Below are 21,361 nucleotides of genomic sequence, written 5' to 3'. Positions count from 1 at the left end.
CGTCATGCGACAAACGTGCCAACGCAAAAGGGCTGTTTGCGCCTTGATCGTGCCCTAGGGTTTCACGATCGCGCCGGTGCGCCCCATCAGCCGCGCCAATTGCTTGAAGCGATTGGTCACGCGGTCAGCGGCGAGATCGGCGGCGCGCTTGTCGAACACAAGAATGAGCTTCCGGCCCTGATTGCGGAAATGCGTATGGGACAACACACCGCGCTGCGCAGCCGAGATCATGAAGGCCACGCGGAACGTCGCGCCGATCAGCTTTGCGCGTTCGACCATCGCGGGCGGCACCAGCGCGCGCACGACTTCCGGCGCATCGTTTTCGGCGTTCAGTCCTGCGTAGCGATAATAGATAGCGAGCGCCAGAAACGCCCGGCCTTCGTGAGTCACGGCGCCGAAGTTGCCGTTGGTGATGAGGTTGAGAGTCTGCTCGCCGCGATAATCGGGATGCGCGCGCCACCCGGCATCGGACAGCCAGCACGCCGCATGACGCAACCGCTTCTCGTCTTCGTTCTCGCGCAGACCCGCAACCCGGAACAACTTGTCGGTCCACGCGATCAGATCGTCCGCGTGACGCGGCGAACGCGAGCGCAATTCGTTCAGCGTATGCGCCGTCGCGATCAACCCGTCCTTTTGCCGCTCCTTCTCGGGCAACATCTCGTAGAGCAAGCCTTCGCGGACGCCGTAGGTCGAGAACACGATGGTCTTCGGCTTCGCGATACGGATAATGTATTCGAGCACGAGCGCCGCGTAGGCCAGCAGCGGACGGCGGGCATCCGCAACTGTTTCTATATCGGCCAGCGTGTTGCTGGCGGCGAGACGGCGAAGCCGCCGCGCGAAATCGAGGGCATCTGCTGCGGGGATCGTATAGCCGTGCATCACCCGCAGCGGATAACCGCTCTGGATGATGTGGATGCGCGCCAGCGCGCGCCACGTTCCGCCGACGGCGTAAAACGTGCGTCCTCTGCCGGCCTTCAGCGCCGGAAGATTGGTGAGGTCGGCGGCGACAATCCGTTCGGCCTTCTTGAGGGATTTCTGCGAAATGTCCTGCAACGCAAGTCCGCCGAGCGGCAGGGTCACGCCGGTGCGGATACGATGACCGCGAATGTCGATCAGTTCGAGCGAGCCGCCGCCGAGGTCGCCAACAATACCATTGGGCTTGTAGACGCCCGACCCCACACCGAGCGCGGACAGTTTCGCCTCGCGCGCGCCGGACAGAATTTCGATGCTGCATCCACAGATGCGCTCGGCCCTGGCGATAAAGTCCGGACCGTTGGTCGCATCACGGCAGGCCGCGGTCGCGATCGCATGGACCTCGCCGACCTTCATGATCTTGCACAGGGCCTTGAAACGCTTCAGCGCAGCCAGCGCCTTTTCGACCGCGTCGGCCGCCAGCAATCCGGTGGACTGCACCTCGCGGCCGAGACCGCACAACGTCTTCTCGTTGAACACGGGCGCAAGGTTGCGCGTCTTGTCTTCGTAGACAACAAGACGAACCGAGTTCGACCCGATGTCGATGACAGCCACCGTCCGGGACGGTTTGCGAACTGTGCGATGAGACTCGCGACTGGATGCCGGGGCCACGGATTCGGTCTTCGCGCCGCTAACGCTCCGAACGGCGCGTAAGGCGACGTGGCGAAGATTCTTTGAGCGATTTTCCACGGCCTGACAGACTCGGGTTCGTCATGAAGTAGTTGTGCACGTTGAAGGGCTCTTCGCCCTTCGCGGCCTTCATACGTGTTGACGACCCATCCGGCAACAATCGCCAGCTCTGTTCATTGTCTTTCAGGTTCGCGACCATGATTTGTTCGAGAACCTGCTGATGTACCGTCGGATTTTGCAACGGACACAGCACCTCGACCCGGCGGTCCAGATTGCGCGGCATCATGTCAGCGGAGGAGATATACACAGCCGCCTTCGCGCTCGGCAGGCCGTGGCCCATGCCGAAGCAATAGACTCGTCCGTGTTCCAGGAACCGGCCGATGATCGATTTGACCCGGATGTTCTCCGACAAGCCCGGCACACCGGGCCGCAGGCAGCAGATTCCACGAATGATCAGATCGATCGAGACCCCGGCCTGCGAGGCTTCGTACAGCGCGTCGATGATCTCCGGATCGACCAGCGAATTCATCTTCAGCCAGATCGCACCCGGCTTGCCATGGCGCGCATGGTTGCTCTCGCCGTGGATGTGCTCGATCATCCGCTTGCGCAGCGTCAGCGGCGACACGCCCATCTTCTCGATGTCGCGCGGCTCGGCATAGCCGGTGATGTAGTTGAAGACGCGTGCGGCGTCGCGCGCGATCACAGGGTCCGAGGTGAAGTACGACAGGTCCGTGTAGATGCGCGCGGTAACGGGATGGTAGTTGCCGGTGCCGGCGTGAACGTAGGTCGTGAGCCCGGCGCCTTCCCGGCGCACCACCAGCGACAGCTTGGCGTGGGTTTTCAGTTCGAGGAATCCATAGACCACCTGCACGCCCGCGCGTTCAAGATCGCGCGCCCAGCGGATGTTGGCCTCTTCGTCGAAACGCGCTTTCAGTTCGACCAGCGCCGTCACCGACTTGCCCGCCTCCGCCGCCTCGGCGAGCGTCCGCACGATCGGTGAATCGCGCGAGGTGCGATACAGCGTCTGCTTGATGGCGACGACATCGGGATCGCGCGCCGCCTGTTGCAGGAACTGCACCACGACGTCGAACGATTCATACGGGTGATGGACGACCAGATCCTTCTGCCGGATCGCCGCGAAGATGTCGCCGCCGTGATCGCGTACGCGCTCGGGATGGCGCGGCACATAAGGCGTGAACTCGAGATCGGGGCGGTCGAGCCGCGTCAGTTGCGACAGTTCGTTCATGGCCAGCACGCCGTCGACAAGAAGCACGTCGTCGTCAGGCACTGACAGGGCGCGCTGCACGAATGCGCGCAGTTCGTCAGGCATATGGGCTTCGATCTCAAGACGGATCACCGACCCGCGGCGGCGGCGTTTCAGCGCCGACTCGAACAGGCGAACCAGATCCTCGGCCTCTTCCTCGATTTCCAGTTCGGAGTCGCGAATGATGCGGAACGCGCCCTGCCCCTTGACGGTGTAGCCCGGGAACAGCCGCCCGATGAACAGTCCGGTGGCCTGCTCCAGCGTGATGAGGCGGACCGAGCCATCCTTGCCGGCAGGCAAACGGATGAAGCGGTCGATCTTGCCCGGCATGCGGATCAGCGCATTCATCGCCTTGCCGTCGGACACCCGCGCCAGATGCAGCGCGATGGTGAAGCCGAGGCTCGGGATGAACGGGAACGGATGCGCGGGATCGATCGCCAGCGGCGTCAGCAGCGGAAAGATATTGTGGAGGAAGTGATCTTCGATCCAGGCCGTCTCGGTCTTGCTGACATCCTTGCCGTCGACGAGGACGATGCCCACTCCGGACAGGATGTTGCGCAGGTCGCGCCAGATCTCCTGCTGGTCACTGGCCAGCTTCGAGACCGTTTCGTTGATCTTCGCGAGCTGTTCGGTGGGCGTCGAGCCGTCCGGGCTGCGCTCGTTGATGCCCTCACGGACCTGAGCCTTGAGACCCGCAACGCGGACCATGAAGAACTCGTCAAGGTTGTTGGCGGAAATAGACAGGAACCGGACCCGCTCCAGCGCCGGGTGGTTGAGGTTGACCGACTCTTCAAGCACGCGGCGATTGAAGTGAAGCCACGAAAGCTCGCGGTTGATGAAGCGATCGGAACTTGACCCAATTGATGCCGGAACCGTAATTTCTTCGGTTTCTTCTTTTCTAACAATAGCTTGCGCGGAATCCATAAAGCGAGACCTTATTCACATCAACAGCCCGTAATGTGGACGGTTTCCACGGAGACAATGTGCCAGCGTCATGACAGTTCGATGACATGATGGGCCAGGACAGGTTAATGACCAAGTCCCTGCGCGATCAGGCCGCAGTGTCCTTGAGGATTTCCGCAGCCAGCGCCCGCGTCACCGGCCGGCGCTGCCGCAGCGCCTCGCTGTCCAGCAATTCGACCGCGTGCCGCGCCGCAGCGAAAGAACGCTCGATCCGGGTTGCGAGGTAGCTCACGATGCTGTCGTCCACGCTCATCTGGCGGTCGGTGCAGAATTTGACGATCAGCGCCCGAAACAACTGGTCGTCCGGCGGCGTCAGCGTCACCACCGACACCGCGCGCAGACGCGAGCGCAGGTCGCGCAGGTCCACCGGGAACAAGGACGGCAACGTCCGTCCCGTCAGCAGGACATAGGCCTCGTCTTCGCGTGCGAGATTCAATAAATGAAACAGCGCGCGCTCATCGAACGACGCCGGGTCAAGATCATCGACGACCAGCGCGCCGGTGGCGAGTTCGTCCGGCACGTTGTCTGGCGTCAGCGTATGCGCTGCGACCGAGCGCGCGCCTGCCTCCGCCGCCCAGATCGATGCGAGATGACTTTTGCCGCAGCCCTCTGGGCCGACCAGCATCATGACGCGGTTCGGCCAGTCCGGCCACGCATCGATCAGCGCCAGCGCCTGCGCGTTGGCGGAGCCTTCCATGAAGTTGTCGCGCGTCAGGCTTTCCGCGTGCGGCAACGCAAAGGCCAACTGACGGGGGCGAACGCGCGCTACCAAGCAAGACTCCTGACCGAACCACCCGGTCTACGCAACATGCTGCTTTTGAAGTGTATCACGGTATCGGCGCGGTCGCGCTCATGTGCCGTGCCCATTCCACGAGATAGAAGGACACCGAAAGCAGCGTCAAGACCGTCACGCAACCCGCCAGAATGATCTCGTAGGGCGACGCATTGAACTGGAAGCCGAGCGAGGCCAGCACCAGCGCTGCGAACGACACCTGCGCCACGGTGTTGAGCTTGGACACCATCAGTGGCTTCATCGGAACCGGATTGTCGAGAATCCACGAGACAATCACGGCGCCCACGATCATGAAATCGCGCGACACCACCAGGATGACAAGCCAGCGCGGGATATCGCCGGAGATTCCGAGCGTGACATAGATCGAGACCAGCAGCGCCTTGTCGGCGACGGGATCGAGCAGCGCCCCGATCTCGGTGGTCATGTTGAACCGCTTGGCCAGAAAGCCGTCGATGGCGTCGCTGACCCCCGCCACCACAAAGATGACGAAGGCGATGGTCATCTGGTTCGACGCGATGGCCCAGACGATGACCGGCACCAGCAGGATGCGGCCCAAAGTAATGATGTTCGGCAGATTCACGCGACTTTTCCCGGCTCCCCATTGTTGTAGCGGCCCGGTGCGACCTTGCCTAGGACACGGGACTGCGGCCCAGTGCCCGAACGTTCTACATAGCTATGCACAGCCGCCCCGCCAGCCATTGCGCCAGCGCAAAATCCGACGTAACCACCGGCATACTCTCGGAAACTTGGCATGACCGATCAAAAATCCGGCCTGACCTATTCGTCCGCCGGCGTCGATATCGACGCCGGAAACCGTCTGGTGGACCTCATCAAGCCGCTGGTGCGCGCCACCGCGCGGGCGGGCGCCGACGCTGAAATCGGCGGATTCGGCGGCCTGTTCGACCTCAAGGCCGCGGGCTTCAAGGATCCCGTTCTGGTCGCCGCCACCGACGGCGTCGGCACCAAGGTCAAGATTGCCATCGAGACCGGAATCCACGGCGGCATCGGCATCGACCTCGTGGCGATGTCGGTCAACGATCTCGTGGTCCAGGGCGCGGAACCGCTGTTCTTTCTGGATTACTTTGCCTGCGGCAAGCTCGACCCCGAGGCCACCGCCTCGATCGTGGCCGGCGTCGCGGAAGGCTGCCGCGAATCCGGCTGCGCGCTGATCGGCGGCGAGACTGCCGAAATGCCCGGCCTCTACAAGGACGGCGACTATGACCTCGCGGGCTTCGCGGTAGGCGCAGCCGAGCGCGGCACACTGCTGCCGCACAAGGACATCGGCCCGGGCGACGCGGTGATTGGCCTCGCCTCCTCGGGCGTCCATTCCAACGGCTTCTCGCTGGTGCGCAAGGTGGTCGAGAAATCCGGCGTGACATTCGACGCGCCCGCGCCGTTTGCGCCCGTGATGACGCTCGGCGGCGCGCTGCTCGCCCCGACGAAGCTCTATGTGAAATCCTGTCTCGCGGCGATCCGCCAGACCGGCGCGGTCAAGGGCCTCGCGCACATCACCGGCGGCGGCTTCACCGACAACATTCCCCGCGTATTGCCGAAGCATCTCGGCGTCCGCATCGATCTGACTGCCGTTCCAGTGTTGCCGGTGTTCAAGTGGCTGGCGGCGGAAGGCAACATCGCCGAACTCGAACTTCTGCGCACCTTCAACTGCGGCATCGGCATGATCGCGATCGTCAAGCGCGAGCAGCTTGTCGAGGTGATGGAGATTTTCGCAGGTGCCGGCGAGCGCGTCGTCGATCTCGGCGAAGTCGTCGAGGCATCAGGCGACGAGCGCGTCATTTATGACGGCCACCTCGATCTGGCGGACTGAGATGGCAAAACGCCGCGTCGCCATTCTGATCTCGGGGCGCGGATCGAACATGACCGCGCTGATCGACGTGGCCAAAGCGCAGGACTTCCCCGCCGAGATTATCCTCGTGGTGTCGAACATCGCGGGCGCGGGCGGCCTCGCCAAGGCCTCCGGTGCCGGGATCGAAACCGCGACCATCGAGAGCAAGCTATTCGGCAAGGATCGCGAAGCGTTCGAGCGCGCGTTGCAGGATACCCTTCTCAAGCACAACGTCGATCTGGTGTGTCTCGCCGGGTTTCTCCGGTTGCTGACACCATGGTTCGTCAAACAGTGGGACGGCCGGATGCTGAACATCCACCCGGCCCTGCTGCCGTCGTACAAGGGACTGGATACCCACGAGCGCGCGCTTGCGGATGGCGTCAAGATTCACGGCGCGACGGTGCATTTCGTGGTGCCGGAAATGGATTCCGGCCCCATCGTGATGCAGGGCGCGGTCGCCGTGCTCGGAGATGACACACCCGACACGCTGGCTAAACGCGTACTCGGCGTCGAGCATCAGATCTATCCGGATGCGCTGCGCCTGGTCGCAAGCGGCGGCACACGGCTGGAGAACGGCGTGTGCAAGACCGACGCGAACGGTAGCCCAGATGACACGCTGATTTCGCCGGCGGTTATCTAGACGCGACCGACATAGCATCTGCTTCGTTGCCGCGAAGCCCGGTCAGGCCTCCCGTCCTCTGTGGCCACGCCACCACAGAGGACGGCTATGGCCCACCCGATCCGCCCCGAAACATTGACGCAAGCAGTGGATTCAGGGCAAATCGCTGGACGCCATTGCAGCAAATCCATTTCGAGTTCCGGTTGTCATGACAATTTCAGCGGCGCGAACGAGCCTGAGCCGAATGAAATTGCTGCTCGCGATAATGCCCGCGGCCGGCGTTATTTGCGCAGCCTCGAACGCCAACGCGCAGTTCGTCCCGCCTCCCGTCTTTCCCGACGCCACCGACAACAATTCTCATTTCGCCGCCCACGCCGCCCAGTTCGACATCGGCAGCAGCTTCCTGCAACGCCTCGGCCGCGAGGCCACTTACGGATTCGCCGCGCGCGATAATTCCGGCGGCGGTGGCGCGTCGCAAAGCACTGCCGAACCGCTGTACCGGACCTGGGCCGAAGGCTACGGCCTCAGCGCGCACACCGCCGCGCAGGGAACATTCGTCGGCGACCGGCGCAAGGCGCTCGGCGTTGTCGGCGGCATAGGCGCAACCGTCGCGCCCGGCCTGAATGTCGGCTTCTCCGCCGACGAGAGCCGCACGCAAATCGATGTTCCGATCGCGCTGCAAAGCGCCTCGCTGGGCATGACCCAGATCGGCGTCAACGCGTCCTACACCAACGGCCCTTGGACTGTGGCGGCAGCGGCCGTGCATGGCTTTGCCCGTATCAGTTCAATCCGGGCAACGCCGCTTGGAGGCGCCCTCGCCAATTACCGCGGCAGCATCGACGGCGTGCTCGGCGAACTGAACTACAACTATTCCTTCGGTCAGAGCCGCATCGTGCCCAAGGTCGCGCTTGAATACGTTTCGGCGCGCACCGACCGTTTCAGCGAGGTCGGCGGCTTGCAGCCGGTGAGCGTCGCAGAGGCGCACGGCGAGCGCGCGCGTGTGCTGGCGGGGGCCGAGGTCGGCCACTACTGGATCATCGGCCAGCAGGCGTTCGACGTATCGGCCTACGGCAAGTTCGTGGACAACTTCTCCCAGAACGTCGGCTCGGTGCAGGTCAGCCTCGTGAACAACAACGCCATCACCGTGCAGGGCATTCGCGAAAGCCGGAACGGCGCCGACGCCGGCGCGGCTGCGTCCTATATCTACAGCAACGCGGTCAGGTTCTATGCCAACTACGACGGCAGGTTCCGCGACGGCTTCGAATCGCACCAGGGCACGCTTGGCGTCGAGCTGAAGTGGTGAGCTGGCTTCCGCGTCATCGCGGGAAGTGATTGCGACGAGAAAATTCAGATACACGCGGCCGATGCACGTGTTCGTCCCGGCGAAAGCCGGGACGACATCAGTTTGCGTATAACGCTTTACGCCGCCGCTGAGACCTCGGCGTGCTGCTCACGCAATGCGCGACGCCGCCACATCGAGCCTATCGTCAGCACGACAACGACGCCGAGCAGTGCCAGCGATATTTCGCCGACCTCGCCGCCGAACTTGAGATGCTTGGCGAAGCCGAACATCGTCGACGTGGTATCGACATCGAGCGCGATATGGCCGTCCAGCACGCGATGCAGCCAGGGTGCGACGGCCGGATCGGTGGCGATCACCTCGCCAGCGATCCATCCGAGCAAGGCGGCGCCGAACCAGACCAGCGCCGGCAGACGATCCAGCAGGGCCATGATCAGGGCGGCGCCCGCCACGATCATCGGAATGCTGATAGCCAGACCGAGGATGATCAGCACGACGCTGCCGTTGGCGGCTGCGGCCACCGCGATGACGTTGTCGAGGCTCATGATGATGTCGGCGATGGCGACGATGCGCACCGCGGCCCACAGGTGAGCAGCGGCCTGCACGCCCTCCTCGTCTTCTTTTTCAGGAACGAGAAGCTTCGCCGCGATCCAGATCAACGCGAGCCCGCCGATCAGCTTGAGGAACGGGATCGTCATCAGCGTCACGACGATGAAGGTGAAGATGACGCGCAACAAAACCGCGACGCCTGCACCGAACACCATGCCCCAGACGCGCTGCTTGGGCTGCAGCCCGCGGCACGCCAGCGCGATCACCAGCGCGTTGTCGCCAGACAGCAGGACATTGATCCAGATGATCTTGGTCAGCGCGACCCAGAACTGGGGCTGCTGAATCTCAGCTTCGAACTGAGTGATAAGACCGCCAAGGGCGGCGGGATCGAATATCTGCGCTATCCAGTTCACGATAAATGGCCCCCGCCCCGTTACAATTTTTTATGGATTAACCGACGATCTCGTTGCCGGCGAAGAACTGCGCGATCTCGATTGCCGCGGTCTCCGCCGCGTCCGAACCGTGGACCGAATTTTCGCCGATCGACTTGGCGTGCGCCTTGCGGATCGTGCCTTCAGCGGCCTTCGACGGATCGGTCGCGCCCATCACGTCGCGATGCTTTAGCACCGCGTTCTCGCCTTCGAGAACCTGGACCACGACCGGTCCGGAAACCATGAAGTCGACGAGTTCACCGAAAAACGGACGCGCCTTGTGAACGGCGTAGAAGGTCTCGGCCTGGGCGCGGGTCATGAGAATGCGCTTCTGCGCAACGATCCGCAGTCCGGCCTTTTCAATGATGGCGTTGATGGCGCCGGTCAGATTGCGCGCGGTCGCGTCGGGTTTGATGATCGAAAAGGTGCGCTCAATCGCCATTGGTACTGTCCTTGAAGCAAGTGTGTTGGGAAGATTGTCGCGCTTATAACGGCGCGGTGGTGCCACGGCAAGCTGGTATACCACCAGCGAGGCCGGGTTGACGGCACCCCGCCTCTGATACCTCCGCTCTGGCGCGGCGCCAAACCTTACCGCGATGTCATCGACATGAATGCCTTGTGAGCGATCTGTCAGGACCCTGTTCAGAGTTGCGGGTGCAGGATGGGAACATCGATCCGGTCAGGGTCACGCAATTGAACCTTCCGGGAGGTCCGGGCGTTGTCACTCGGGTCTCGAAATCAAATCCAAAAAGGAGAACAGCATGTTGCGTAAACTCGCTCTTGCATGCGCCGCAGTCGCCGCGCTCGGCACAGCCGCACTCAGCTCGACCGATGCTTCGGCTCGGGAGTGGAAAAGTGTCGGCGTCCTGGGCGGCGGTGGCGGCGGTTGGCACGGCGGCCATGGCGGCTACGGTGGTGGTTACGGTCACCGCGGTTGGGGCGGCGGACGTTATTACGGTTATGGCCGGCCCGCCTATTATGGCGCTTACGGCAGCTGCACCGTGCGCCGTCTCGTAGCGACGCCTTACGGCTATCGCTACCGGCTGGTGAACCGCTGCTAGTCCGCGAAACAATCCGATTCCATGACGACAGACCGGCCGCCCAAAGCGGCCGGTCTTTTTTGTCGCACCTCTCAGCGTGAACCGTCTCGAACCGGTTTCAGCGGCCCGCCGACAGACAAGCAGGGACACCACAGGCGCCCCGCGCCAAACTCAAGGAGACTTGTCATGTTGCGCAAACTCGTTCTTGGACTGGCCGCGATCGCCGCTCTGTCCACCGCTGCCATGATGCCCACCGCCGCTTCGGCGAAAGGCTGGAAGCATCATCACCATCATCACGGGTTCCACGGCCACTGGGGTGGCGGCTATGGCTACTTCGCCGGCGGTTACGGTGGCGGCTACGGCGGCTGCTATGTGAAGCGGCTCGTCGAGACCCCTTACGGTCTCCGCTACCGCGTCGTGAACGTCTGCTTCTGACCCGATCTCATCCTCCCAGACTTCGGATCCCCCGGCAGCAACCTGCTCGGGGGATTTTTTTGACCGGAGTTCCCGGTTCCAGAAACATAAATGTTTACCGATTCCAAACCATGCATACGAAACACATGAACGAACGGCGCTCCATCGCATTGGTCCCGTGATATTGAATAGAAGTTGAAATGAATTTTGGAGTTGGCCATGCCGAGCCGTCTAAACGCTCCCGATGTCCGTCTCGACCACATTCACAGTGAAGCCGTGTGGCAAGGTATCGGCGAGAAGCTGCGCGACGCGTTGCGCGAGCAACCCGACATGTCGCAACGCCTGCGTACGCTCATCGCACGTCTTCCGGAACTCGATCGTGAACGGGCGCCATCGCTGGTCCCCGAGATGTCCCCGGAAACCCATTGAGTCCGTTCCGCGGGTGACAATGCCCGCGCGAATGCGTGCGAAAACCTGATCGGTGGCCGCCAAAACGGCCGCCACCGTCATAAATCGACCCGACAAAGCTGTTGCGTTCGGCGGCCTGTCTCGTAAAAGCCCGCCATGCTCTCCCTGAATGAAATATCAGTCCGAATCGCCGGACGCCTTTTGATCGACCACAGCACGGTGCAAATCGTGCCCGGCGCACGCGTCGGTTTCGTCGGCCGCAACGGCGTCGGCAAATCGACGTTGTTTCATGCCATTCGCGGCGAATTGCCCACGGAAACCGGTTCGATCTCGATTCCTCCGCGCTGGCGCGTCGGCAGCCTCGCGCAGGAAGCGCCAGACGGCCCCGAGAGCCTGATCGACGTGGTGCTGAAGGCCGATCTCGAGCGCGATGCGTTGTTGCGGGAAGCAGACACCGCGCACGATCCGCACCGCATCGCCGACATCCAGACGCGGCTCGTGGACATCGACGCCCATTCAGCCCCTGCCCGCGCCGCCGCCATTCTCTCAGGTCTTGGATTTTCCACCACCGATCAGGCGCGATCCTGCTCGGAATTTTCCGGCGGCTGGCGCATGCGCGTGGCACTGGCGGCAACATTGTTCGCTGCCCCCGACCTGCTGCTGCTGGACGAGCCGACCAACTATCTCGATCTCGAAGGCACGCTCTGGCTCGAAGACCATCTCGCGAATTATCCGCGCACCGTGATCGTCATCAGCCATGACCGCGACCTGCTCGATACCTCGGTCGATCAGATCCTGCATCTCGATCGCGGCAAGCTCACGCTCTACAAAGGGACCTATTCGTCATTCGAGGAGCAGCGCGCCACGCGCGAGATGCTCGACGCCAAACATGCCAAGCGCCAAACCGATGAGCGCAAGCGGCTGCAGGCATTCGTCGATCGCTTCAAGGCGAAGGCCTCCAAGGCCAAGCAGGCGCAGTCGCGCGTCAAGATGCTCGAACGGATGAAGCCGGTCACGGCGCTCGTCACGCAGGACGTCCGCGAGATCACGTTCCCGACGCCTGAGAAACTTCTTTCGCCGCCGATCATCGCCGTGGACGACGTGTCGGTCGGTTACGATCCGGCAAAGCCCGTGCTCAATCATGTCACGCTGCGCGTCGACAACGACGACCGCATCGCGCTGCTCGGCTCCAACGGCAACGGCAAGTCGACGCTGGTGAAACTGCTCGCGGGCAAACTGCCGCAGTTCTCCGGCAAGGTCATCCGCGCGGCCAGCCTGTCGGTCGGTTACTTCGCTCAGCACCAGACCGACGAACTCGATCTCGACGGCTCGTCCTACGACCATCTGCGTCGGCTGATGCCTGACGCGCCGGAAACCAAGGTGCGCGCGCGCGTCGGCGCGATCGGGTTTTCCGGCAAGGCCGGCGACACCAAGGTCAGTTCGTTGTCCGGCGGCGAGAAGGCGCGGCTGCTGCTCGGGCTCGCGACGTTCTACGGCCCCAACATGATCATCCTCGACGAGCCGACCAACCATCTGGACATCGACAGCCGCGCCGCGCTGGCCGAAGCGATCAACGAGTTTCCCGGCGCCATCATCATGGTCTCGCATGATCGTTATCTGATCGAGTCCTGCGCCGATCAGTTGTGGGTGGTGGCCGACCGCAAGGTCACGCCTTACGACGGGGATCTCGACGATTACCGCCGCTCGGTGCTGACCGCGCGCGGGATGCGCGCCTCAAGCCGTGACCGTGGCAGCGATCGGGAGAAAGCGCCCCGGGCCAAGCCCGAGAAGCGCGTGCCGCTCAAGCAGAAAATCTCGAATGCCGAAAACGAAATCGCGCGGATCAGCGGCATCATCGAAAAGATCGACGCCGCGCTGGCGTTGCCGGATCTGTTCAAGCGCGATCCCAAACAGGCCACGCAGCTCACCAAGGCGCGGGCAAGCGCCGCGGACGCGCTGCAGCGCGCCGAAGACGAGTGGCTGGCGGCAAGTTCGTCTTACGAAGAGACGGCGGGCTGATTTTCTTTGAAAACTGAAAGCGAGCTTACGAGCGCCGCTTCTTCGCGCCGCGCACGGGCTTCTCGGGTTCCGGCGCAGCGACGCGCTCGATCGAGGTCAACCGTCCCGACGTGAAGGTATAAGCGCCTGGCCGCGGTCCGTGCGTCCAGGTGATGACAGCGACGCGATCGCCGCGCGTATTGTTCGACAGGTTCACATTATCGGGCGCTGCCGGAATCGCGCGCGCGACATCGCATTCGGTATGACCGAGCGCGACCGGCGCTGCGACTTGAACCGGTTGTCCGTCGGTCGATGCGTTGGCATCGGCCGGCGCGCTCTGCGCAGGCATTCCCGGACATTGGCCATCGGAACTGATGAGATCGTTCGGCGTGACGTCTTTCGACGCACTCAGCGGAGGCGTTTCGATGGTGGTGTTGCCGCCTTTGAAAATCCGGCCCGGCCGCGCGAACCATTGCTGATCCTTGAGCGAGAAATCGGACAGCCCGCCGCAGCCAGCGACCATCGGCGCCACAATTAAGAGGGCCACCAACTGTCTTGCAGGAATGGTTTTACGCGGGAGGTCCAAATTCGTTCTCACACTAACTCAGCGCCAATCATGCGCTTTCTGAAACCAGGTGATGTTCTAAAACAAATGCCTAAACAATCATTTGCGCGGTTTCAGCCGCGATGATGGAACATCCCGCTTGCCGCCGCGCACATGTGCCTTGCACCACCCCTTTGCGGCACCATGGTGGCTAACTGCCGGTCAGGTCAACGAAAAAAGACTGTATTGTTAATGACGGAGTGACGCGCGGCGATCCGTCAGATGAGAGCGATTCCAGTCTCGCGTTCGTGCGTTCAGGCGCGCTTCTGCCACTTGCCGCGTTCGTCGGTCTGCCAGTAGGTCAGATCCAGTCCGCGCGACTTGCCGTCGGACCAAGCGGCACGCGCCGCGCCGAGTGCTTCTTCGTCGTCTCCGTTGAAGACCATCACCACCCGGTCATAGGTTGCGCAATCCTTGGGCAGACCCGCGGTATCGACGACGAACCTGACATTGGCGTTGTTGGGATTGCCGTCGTCCACGGTCAGCACGATCGGCTGGTTCATGGCGTCACTGTCACGCCACGTTCCATGCGGCAAAAACGAATCCTCGCGATACGTCCACAGATGCGCGTCGAGCGTTTCCGCGCGCTCTTCCGAACCGGTCTGCACCGCGACACGCCACCCGCGCTCGAGAGATTTCTCGAGCAACGACGGCAACACTTTCTCAAGCGTCGTGTCTTGCAAATGATAGAACAGGACTTCGGTCATCGCGTGCCTGAATCTTTCAACTGGCCTGCCGTCACCCTGAGGTGCGCGGCGGCGGAGCCGCCAAGCCTCGAAGGGCGGCGGCTCACGCGTTTGTCGCGTCATCCTTCGAGGCTCGCAAGTGCTCGCGCCTCAGGATGACGATTCCGCAGGTCTATTTTCTCGCCTCGTAATTGTCGGCGACCAGCTGATTCAGCAGCCGCACGCCGTAGCCCGATCCCCAGCTGCGATTGAGGTCCGATGCGGGAACCCCCATCGCGGTGCCGGCAATGTCGAGATGCGCCCACGGCGTCCCGTCAACGAAGCGTTGCAGAAACTGCGCCGCGGTGATCGAGCCGCCGTTGCGGGTGCCGGTGTTCTTCATGTCCGCGAATTGCGAATCGATCTGCTTGTCGTATTCGGGCCCGAGCGGCATCCGCCACACACGTTCGCCGGTCGCCTGCCCTGCGGCGGTCAGGCGCTCCGCGAGCTTGTCGTCGTTCGAGAACATCCCCGCATAATCAACGCCAAGCGCGACCATGATCGCGCCCGTGAGCGTTGCGAGGTCGACCATGAACTTCGGCTTGTGCTTCTTCGCGACGTACCAGAGCACGTCGGCGAGAACGAGCCGGCCTTCGGCGTCGGTGTTGATGATCTCGATGGTCTGGCCCGACATTGATGTCACGATGTCGCCGGGGCGCTGTGCGTTGCCGTCCGGCATGTTTTCAACCAGGCCGATCGCGCCGACGACATTGACCTTGGCCTTGCGCGCGGCGAGCGCATGCATCAGGCCGACAACGCAGGCAGCGCCGCCCATATCGCCCTTCATGTCTTCCATGCTGCCGGCCGGCTTGATCGAGATACCGCCGGTGTCGAAGCAAACGCCCTTGCCGACAAAGGCAATCGGCTGTTCGCCGGGCTTGCCGCCGTTCCAGCGCATGATGACGGTGCGGCCGTCATGTTCGGAGCCTTGCGAGACGCCGAGCAGCGCGCCCATCTTCAGTTTGGTCATCGCCTTGACGTCGAGAACGTCGACCTTCACGCCGAGCCTGCGCAACTGGCTCGCGCGCCGCGCGAACTCCGCCGGGAAAAGCACGTTCGGCGGTTCGTTGACCAGTTCGCGCGCGATCAGCACGCCGTCCACGATGTGATTCTCAGGCGCGAATGCCTTGCGGGCTGCGGCGACGTCGGCGACCGCGACAGAGAATTGCGCGCGCAGCGGCGCATTGTCGCCGTCCTTCTTCGTCGTCTTGTAGCGATCGAATCGATAGGCCCGCAGGCGGACACCCGACGCAATCGCCGCGGCCTGCGATGCTTTCATCGCACCCGATGGAAGCTCGGCGAGAATCGTAACGGCTTCGGTGCCGGCGGTGATCTTGGCGGCAGTCTTGCCGCCGAACTTGATGAAATCGCCATCCTTGAGCGAAGCCACCTTACCTGCACCGACAACGATCAGACGCCCGGCTTTCAGCCCCTCGGGCGCCAGAATGTCCAGCGTCGCGCCGCTTTTTCCCTTGAACTGGTTCGCGGACGCGGCGCGTTTGACGGCATTCGCGGTAGCCCCCAACGCCTTGTTTGTCGCCGGGCCGAATTTCAGCGTGTCGTCGCAAAAAACCACCAGAACGCCGCGTGGGGCAGCGGAAAACGGTACGAAGCCGACCTTCACGGCGTCGGTCATAAGCAAATCCTCCAGATAATCGCGGCTTGCGCAGCTTAAGGGACAGAATCCAGCGGGAATCCGGATTCGAAGAATGAGACGGGCGCACTATGACGCTTTCCTGAGCGTGCTGCCAAGCGCGCTGGGCGCGCGGGAAGCATGTCCGCAAGGCGACCGGATTCGGCTGTGGCCGCGTGGCCGGAAAGCCACGTCAAACGTTTTATTAACCGTGCTCTACGCTCAGCCTCAGGTCGGCCATTTTGTTGACCGATCAAAGGGATGCTATGAAATAAAAATGTGCCGGGAATATCGGGGCCGGCGCCCATGGGGGACCTTGCAATAAGGTCTGGGCGCGCGGCCTAAACCGGCTGGAGTTGGGGATACTGCTGCCTGATGGGGTCGATCGACACCGCCGCTTTCCGGACGACCACCCGGTCGTCCGCCTGTTTTTTTTCGACCGCACGGCTCGCCCGGCGGCCGGCGTCGGCATGAGGCGATCACGCGCATGGTGACGACAATTCTCGCACGCTATTTCGCCGCCCGTTTCGTGATCGCATCGATCGCGACGTTCGCTGCGATCTTCGTGCTGGTGATCACCGTCGACTACATTGAACTGATGCGCCGCGCCGGCGGACTTCCCAACGTGTCCGGATTGTTCGTCGCGCAGACGGCGCTGTTTCGCGTGCCGCTGTCGCTCGAGAAGCTGATGCCGTTCTGCATCCTGATCGGCGCGATGATCTCGTTCCTGGCGCTGTCGCGGCGGCTTGAACTGGTGGTCGCGCGGGCCTCCGGTATTTCCGCCTGGCAATTCACGACCCCCGCACTGCTCAGCGCTCTCGCTCTCGGATTGTTTGCCACGGTGCTCTACAATCCGATGTCGGCGGAGATGCTCGAACGCGCCAAGGGGATGGAGACCAGGATATTCACCGACCGGGCGCAAAATAATCCGGAGGGTGCCGGCTTCTGGATCAACCAGTCGACCAGCGAAGGACAGAGCGTCATCAACGCCGCCCGAAGTCAGGCTCAGGGCGCTCTCCTCTCCGGCATGACCGTGTTCCGGTACGACCCGTCGGGTGCTTTCAAGGAGCGAATCGAGGCCAAGGAAGCCGTCCTCGAACCGGGCCGTTGGGTATTCACGGGGGTGCGGCGCTACACACTCGACAACCCGCCCATTGAACAGGACACCCTCGCCCTGAGCACGACTCTCACCCTGGCTCAGGTCCGGAACAGCTTCTCCACCCCCGAAACTGTGTCATTTTGGCAACTGCCGGATTACATCAAGTCGTCGGAGAACTCCGGACAGGCCACAGCCGGATACCGGCTCCAGTATCAGAAGCTCATCGCGCGCCCATTTTTACTGGCCGCAATGGTGCTGCTCGCGGCCGCCGTAAGCCTCCGGTTCTTCCGTTTCGGCGGCGTGCAAAAGATGGTTTTAAGTGGCGTTGCAGCAGGGTTTCTGCTCTATGTCCTGTCGAAAGTAACTGAGGATTTAAGTAAGGCCGAGTTGATGCATCCGCTCGCTGCCGCGTGGCTACCCGTATGCGTGGGCGGCCTCTCGGGATTTTTGGCCTTGCTGTACCAGGAGGACGGGTAGTGGCCGTTGTCGCCGCCCTCCAAGGACGGACGCCTGCGTTCAGGCGGCGCACTCGCTTGCGCCGTCAAAGCCCCCTCATGTCTGCTGTTCTGGGCCTCTTCCTGGCGGCCGGAATCGGCGGGATCACGGCCACCCCGGCAACTGCGCAGCAGACCTACACGTACAATCCGCGCCCTCCCGCAACGCCCCGGCCGAAACCGGTCAACCAGGCCAATGACGGGCAGATGCTCGTGCAGGCGGCGGAGGTCAATTACGACTACAACAACTCCCGCGTCGCGGCGGTCGGCGGCGTTCAGATCTACTACAACGGATCGACACTCGAGGCCGACAAGGTCACTTACGACCAGAAGACGAAACGTCTTCATGCCGAAGGCAATGTCCGGCTGACCGACGCCGGCGGCAGGGTGACCTACGCCAACCTGCTCGATCTGTCCGACGACTATCGCGACGGCTTCGTCGATTCGCTGCGGCTGGACACGGCCGACCAGACCCGCATGGCCGCGACGCGCGCCGATCGCACCGGCGGCGACATCACGGTTTTCCAGAACGGCGTCTACACGGCTTGCGCGGCCTGTAAGGACAACCCGAAGAAGCCGCCGCTGTGGCAGGTCAAGGGCGCACGCATCATTCACAACCAGACCGAGAAGATGCTGTACTTCGAGGATGCGCGCCTCGAGTTCTTCGGTCAGCCGATTGCGTTCCTGCCCTACTTCTCGACGCCCGATCCGTCGGTCAAGCGCAAGAGCGGCTTCCTGATTCCAAGCTACTCGCAGACCACGCGTTACGGTGTCAGCGTCGAAGTGCCGTACTACTTCGCGCTGGCTCCGGACTACGATCTGACGTTGACGCCGCGCTACACGACCCGCCAGGGCCTGCTGATGCAGGGCGAGTTCCGTCAGCGCCTGATCAACGGCGCCTACGAAATCCGCGCCTATGGCATCAGGCAGGACGACCAGGCTCCATTCGCAGGCCAGCCGGGCGATCGCGAATTCCGCGGCGGCATCGACACCAAGGGTCAGTTCGCGCTGAACGACAAATGGGTCTGGGGCTGGGACGCCGTCGCCGTTTCCGACAAGGCGTTCTTCTACGACTACAATCTCGGTCCTTACCGGAATGCGCTGAGTTCATTCCTTCTGGTACCGGATACGGGCCTCTCGCAGATTTATCTGACCGGCGTCGGCAACCGCAGCTACTTCGACGCGCGCATCATGCATTTCCTCGGCTACGCCGCCGCGGACGTGCAGAGCCAGATTCCTATCGTCCATCCTGTCGTCGATTATTCGAACGTCCTCAACCGCAACATCCTCGGCGGCGAATTCAGCTACAAGGCGAATTTCACCAGCCTCAGCCGCGACACCGCCTCGTTCGATCCGATCACGACGATTGCGCAGACCAACGGATGGTGCCTGCCGACGTCGGCCGACCCGCGCTTCAAAACGCCGGCCAACTGCCTGCTGCGCGGCATCGCGGGCGACTACACGCGGCTGTCCGGCGAGGTGTCCTGGCGGCGGTCGTTCACCGATCCGATCGGCCAGATTTTCACCCCGTTCGCGTCGATGCGCGCGGACGTCATCACCGCCGACATCTACAACCAGCCGGGTGTCGCCAACTATCTCGGAACCGGCTCGGTACAGAACCTGCGCCTGATGCCGACCGTCGGGCTTGAGTATCGCTATCCCTTCATCAACGTGCAGCCATGGGGCACGACGACAATCGAGCCGATCGGCCAGTTGATCATCCGTCCCAACGAATCGAATGCAGGCCGCCTTCCCAATGAGGACGCGCAGAGCTTCACGTTCGACGACAGCAATCTGTTCAGTGTCGACAAGTTCTCGGGCTGGGATCGCGTTGAAGGCGGCGGCCGCGCCAATGTCGGCGTTCAGGCGACCACGCAATTCGACCGCGGCGGTTTCGTCAACGTGCTGTTCGGACAGTCCTACCAGTTGTTCGGCCTGAACTCGTTCGCCGTGCAGGATCTGACCAACACCGGTATCGCCAGCGGCCTGGAGACTGCGCGCTCCGACTATGTCGGCCGGATCGCCTATCAACCGAACAAGATCTACAGCGTGATCGCCCGCACCCGCATTGACGAGGCCTCCGGCGCGGTGCGGCGCTTTGAACTCGAAGGCCGGGCGAATTTCGACCGCTTCGCGGTGAGCCTGCTGTACGGCAACTACGACGCACAGCCTGAACTCGGCTTCCTCACGCGCCGCGAAGGCGTCGTGGGAACCGGCTCGATCAAGGTCGCTGCGAACTGGATGGTGTCGGGCGGATTGCGCTACGACATCACGAATCAAACGGTCAACCAGTACATCATCGGCGCGGGATACGTGGACGACTGCTTCATCATCGCGGCCAACTACATCACGGATTACGCATACACATCGTTCAACAACACGACCCCCGTCACCGATCACCGGATCATGTTGCAGATTGGCCTGCGCACCATCGGCGGCACGTCTTTCAACACGTCACAGTAGTACCCCGGTAGAGAAGCAGCGCGGAACATGCGCGCACTTTTCCGTCATCCGGCGTTGCGCGGATGAAAATTAATCAGATGCGCGCATTGCTGCCGCAAACTCGGGATTGATATGACGGTATGCGCTCTGGAACCTCCAACCTGGCCACGACGGGCTTGACCATGACCGCGACTTTGCTTCTTCGCACCACACGGGCGGCCCTGCTCGCCGCCGCATTCCTTCTGGCATCAGGATTCGGATCCATCCTCATGGCGCAATCCATCGCCGCGATGGTGAACGGCGAGGCCATCACCAATTCCGACATCGATCAGCGCATGAAGCTCGTGCAGCTGACGACACAAAAAGGCATCTCACGTCAGCAGGCTCTCGACGAACTGATCAACGACAAGGTCAAGATCAAGGAAGCCAAGAAGTACGGTCTCAACCTGTCCGCATCCGATGTCGACGCTGCATTTGGAAACATGGCCTCGCGTATGCGCATGAACAGCGACCAGCTTACGAAGACGCTGGAAAGCAAAGGCATCCGCCCGGAGACGCTCAAGCTTCGCATCCAGGCCGATATGACCTGGAACAGCCTGGTGCGCGGCAGGTTCCAGTCGAGCTTTCTGGTACCCGAAAAGGAACTCGCCGGAATCGGCGAATCATCCGGCGACAAGCCCGAGACTGAAAGTTTCGAATATCTCGTGCGCCCGATCGTTCTAATCGTGCCTCGCGGCTCACCGTCGTCCGTCATCGAATCGCGTCGCAAGGAAGCGGAGACGCTTCGCGGCCGAATCCAATCGTGCGACGAAGCGCAGTCGCTGTTCCGCGCAATGCGGGACGGCGCGATCCGCGACCAGATCACCAAGACCTCGGCGGATTTGCCGCCGAACCTGCGCGAACTTCTGGACAAGACCCCCGTCGGCAAGTTGACGCCTCCCGAAGTGACCAAACAGGGCATTGAGATGGTGGCGCTGTGCAGCCGCAAGCCGACGACCCGAGCCGATACCCCGGCGAAGCGCGCGGCACGGGAAAAAATCGCCAGCGAGAAATACGAAGCCAAGTCCAAGTCGTACCTGCAAGAGGTCCGCAAGGGCGCCATGATCGAAATGCGCAACAATTGAGTGCAACAGCGATACA

At 62.4% G+C, this 21,361-nt stretch carries 19 protein-coding genes; 10 read left to right on the top strand and 9 right to left on the bottom strand.

Annotated features, from left to right (window positions below; translation table 11 throughout):
- Positions 1-54: 54 nt before the first annotated feature.
- The 4 genes from ppx to AC07UB_RS01315 all read right to left on the bottom strand — a co-directional run bounded on the left by ppx (position 55) and on the right by AC07UB_RS01315 (position 5,202).
- Positions 55-1,584 carry an exopolyphosphatase gene (ppx, locus tag AC07UB_RS01330; protein WP_492789403.1) on the bottom strand — a complete coding sequence of 510 codons (1,530 nt, stop codon included), beginning with the start codon at positions 1,582-1,584 and terminating at the stop codon, positions 55-57.
- Positions 1,585-1,603: 19 nt separating this feature from the next.
- Entirely contained in the window at positions 1,604-3,790 is a 2,187-nt protein-coding gene (locus AC07UB_RS01325) for an RNA degradosome polyphosphate kinase (RefSeq protein ID WP_492789404.1), read from the bottom strand.
- Positions 3,791-3,917: 127 nt separating this feature from the next.
- Entirely contained in the window at positions 3,918-4,601 is a 684-nt protein-coding gene (locus AC07UB_RS01320) for a P-loop NTPase family protein (protein WP_494652413.1), read from the bottom strand.
- Positions 4,602-4,656: 55 nt separating this feature from the next.
- The gene (locus AC07UB_RS01315) at positions 4,657-5,202 is read right to left on the bottom strand and encodes a CDP-alcohol phosphatidyltransferase family protein (protein WP_492789406.1); all 546 of its coding nucleotides are present in this window, start codon (positions 5,200-5,202) and stop codon (positions 4,657-4,659) included.
- A gap of 171 nt (positions 5,203-5,373) precedes the next feature.
- Here AC07UB_RS01315 and purM point away from each other — a divergent pair, with 171 nt between their 5' ends.
- The 3 genes from purM to AC07UB_RS01300 all read left to right on the top strand — a co-directional run bounded on the left by purM (position 5,374) and on the right by AC07UB_RS01300 (position 8,387).
- Entirely contained in the window at positions 5,374-6,447 is a 1,074-nt protein-coding gene (purM, locus tag AC07UB_RS01310) for a phosphoribosylformylglycinamidine cyclo-ligase (protein ID WP_492789407.1), read from the top strand.
- Between the two features lies 1 nt (position 6,448).
- On the top strand, positions 6,449-7,105 hold the full coding sequence (gene purN, locus AC07UB_RS01305) for a phosphoribosylglycinamide formyltransferase (RefSeq protein ID WP_494652415.1): 657 nt from the start codon (positions 6,449-6,451) through the stop codon (positions 7,103-7,105).
- A 223-nt stretch (positions 7,106-7,328) separates the two neighbouring features.
- Complete coding sequence (locus AC07UB_RS01300; RefSeq protein WP_492789409.1) at positions 7,329-8,387, top strand: autotransporter outer membrane beta-barrel domain-containing protein; 1,059 nt, start codon at positions 7,329-7,331, stop codon at positions 8,385-8,387.
- A 116-nt stretch (positions 8,388-8,503) separates the two neighbouring features.
- Here AC07UB_RS01300 and AC07UB_RS01295 read toward each other — a convergent pair whose 3' ends face one another.
- Entirely contained in the window at positions 8,504-9,346 is an 843-nt protein-coding gene (locus AC07UB_RS01295) for a TerC family protein (RefSeq protein WP_492789410.1), read from the bottom strand.
- A 37-nt stretch (positions 9,347-9,383) separates the two neighbouring features.
- Positions 9,384-9,806, bottom strand: a complete 423-nt coding sequence (gene ndk / locus AC07UB_RS01290) for a nucleoside-diphosphate kinase (protein WP_492789411.1) — start codon at positions 9,804-9,806, stop codon at positions 9,384-9,386.
- Positions 9,807-10,125: 319 nt separating this feature from the next.
- Here ndk and AC07UB_RS01285 point away from each other — a divergent pair, with 319 nt between their 5' ends.
- From AC07UB_RS01285 to AC07UB_RS01270, 4 genes are all read left to right on the top strand, one after another.
- The gene (locus tag AC07UB_RS01285) at positions 10,126-10,425 is read left to right on the top strand and encodes a sulfur globule protein precursor (protein ID WP_492789412.1); all 300 of its coding nucleotides are present in this window, start codon (positions 10,126-10,128) and stop codon (positions 10,423-10,425) included.
- A 165-nt stretch (positions 10,426-10,590) separates the two neighbouring features.
- Positions 10,591-10,839 (top strand): hypothetical protein, encoded by a 249-nt coding sequence (locus AC07UB_RS01280; RefSeq protein WP_492789413.1) that lies wholly within the window; start codon positions 10,591-10,593, stop codon positions 10,837-10,839.
- A 198-nt stretch (positions 10,840-11,037) separates the two neighbouring features.
- Positions 11,038-11,247 carry a hypothetical protein gene (locus AC07UB_RS01275; protein ID WP_492789414.1) on the top strand — a complete coding sequence of 70 codons (210 nt, stop codon included), beginning with the start codon at positions 11,038-11,040 and terminating at the stop codon, positions 11,245-11,247.
- Between the two features lie 135 nt (positions 11,248-11,382).
- Positions 11,383-13,245, top strand: coding sequence for an ABC-F family ATP-binding cassette domain-containing protein (locus tag AC07UB_RS01270; RefSeq protein WP_492789415.1), 1,863 nt, complete (start codon positions 11,383-11,385; stop codon positions 13,243-13,245).
- Positions 13,246-13,270: 25 nt separating this feature from the next.
- Here AC07UB_RS01270 and AC07UB_RS01265 read toward each other — a convergent pair whose 3' ends face one another.
- The 3 genes from AC07UB_RS01265 to AC07UB_RS01255 form a co-directional block, all read right to left on the bottom strand.
- The gene (locus AC07UB_RS01265) at positions 13,271-13,747 is read right to left on the bottom strand and encodes a hypothetical protein (RefSeq protein WP_492792629.1); all 477 of its coding nucleotides are present in this window, start codon (positions 13,745-13,747) and stop codon (positions 13,271-13,273) included.
- A gap of 335 nt (positions 13,748-14,082) precedes the next feature.
- On the bottom strand, positions 14,083-14,535 hold the full coding sequence (locus tag AC07UB_RS01260) for a DNA polymerase III subunit chi (protein WP_492789416.1): 453 nt from the start codon (positions 14,533-14,535) through the stop codon (positions 14,083-14,085).
- A gap of 151 nt (positions 14,536-14,686) precedes the next feature.
- Complete coding sequence (locus tag AC07UB_RS01255) at positions 14,687-16,189, bottom strand: leucyl aminopeptidase (protein WP_494652418.1); 1,503 nt, start codon at positions 16,187-16,189, stop codon at positions 14,687-14,689.
- Between the two features lie 484 nt (positions 16,190-16,673).
- Between AC07UB_RS01255 and lptG the strand changes: the two genes are divergently transcribed.
- From lptG to AC07UB_RS01240, 3 genes are all read left to right on the top strand, one after another.
- The gene (gene lptG / locus AC07UB_RS01250; protein ID WP_492789418.1) at positions 16,674-17,762 is read left to right on the top strand and encodes an LPS export ABC transporter permease LptG; all 1,089 of its coding nucleotides are present in this window, start codon (positions 16,674-16,676) and stop codon (positions 17,760-17,762) included.
- A complete protein-coding gene (locus AC07UB_RS01245; RefSeq protein WP_492789419.1) occupies positions 17,762-20,242 on the top strand; it encodes an LPS assembly protein LptD in 2,481 nt (826 codons plus the stop codon). Before lptG ends, AC07UB_RS01245 begins: the two co-directional genes overlap by 1 nt.
- Before the next feature lie 161 nt (positions 20,243-20,403).
- Positions 20,404-21,345: a peptidylprolyl isomerase gene (locus AC07UB_RS01240; RefSeq protein WP_492789420.1), complete on the top strand. Its 942-nt coding sequence runs from the start codon at positions 20,404-20,406 to the stop codon at positions 21,343-21,345.
- Positions 21,346-21,361: the final 16 nt, after the last annotated feature.

Source organism: Afipia sp. GW821-FHT04G03, assembly GCF_059419985.1.
Note: the sequence above shows the minus strand (reverse complement) of the source record. Positions and strands in the feature narration are given on the sequence as shown.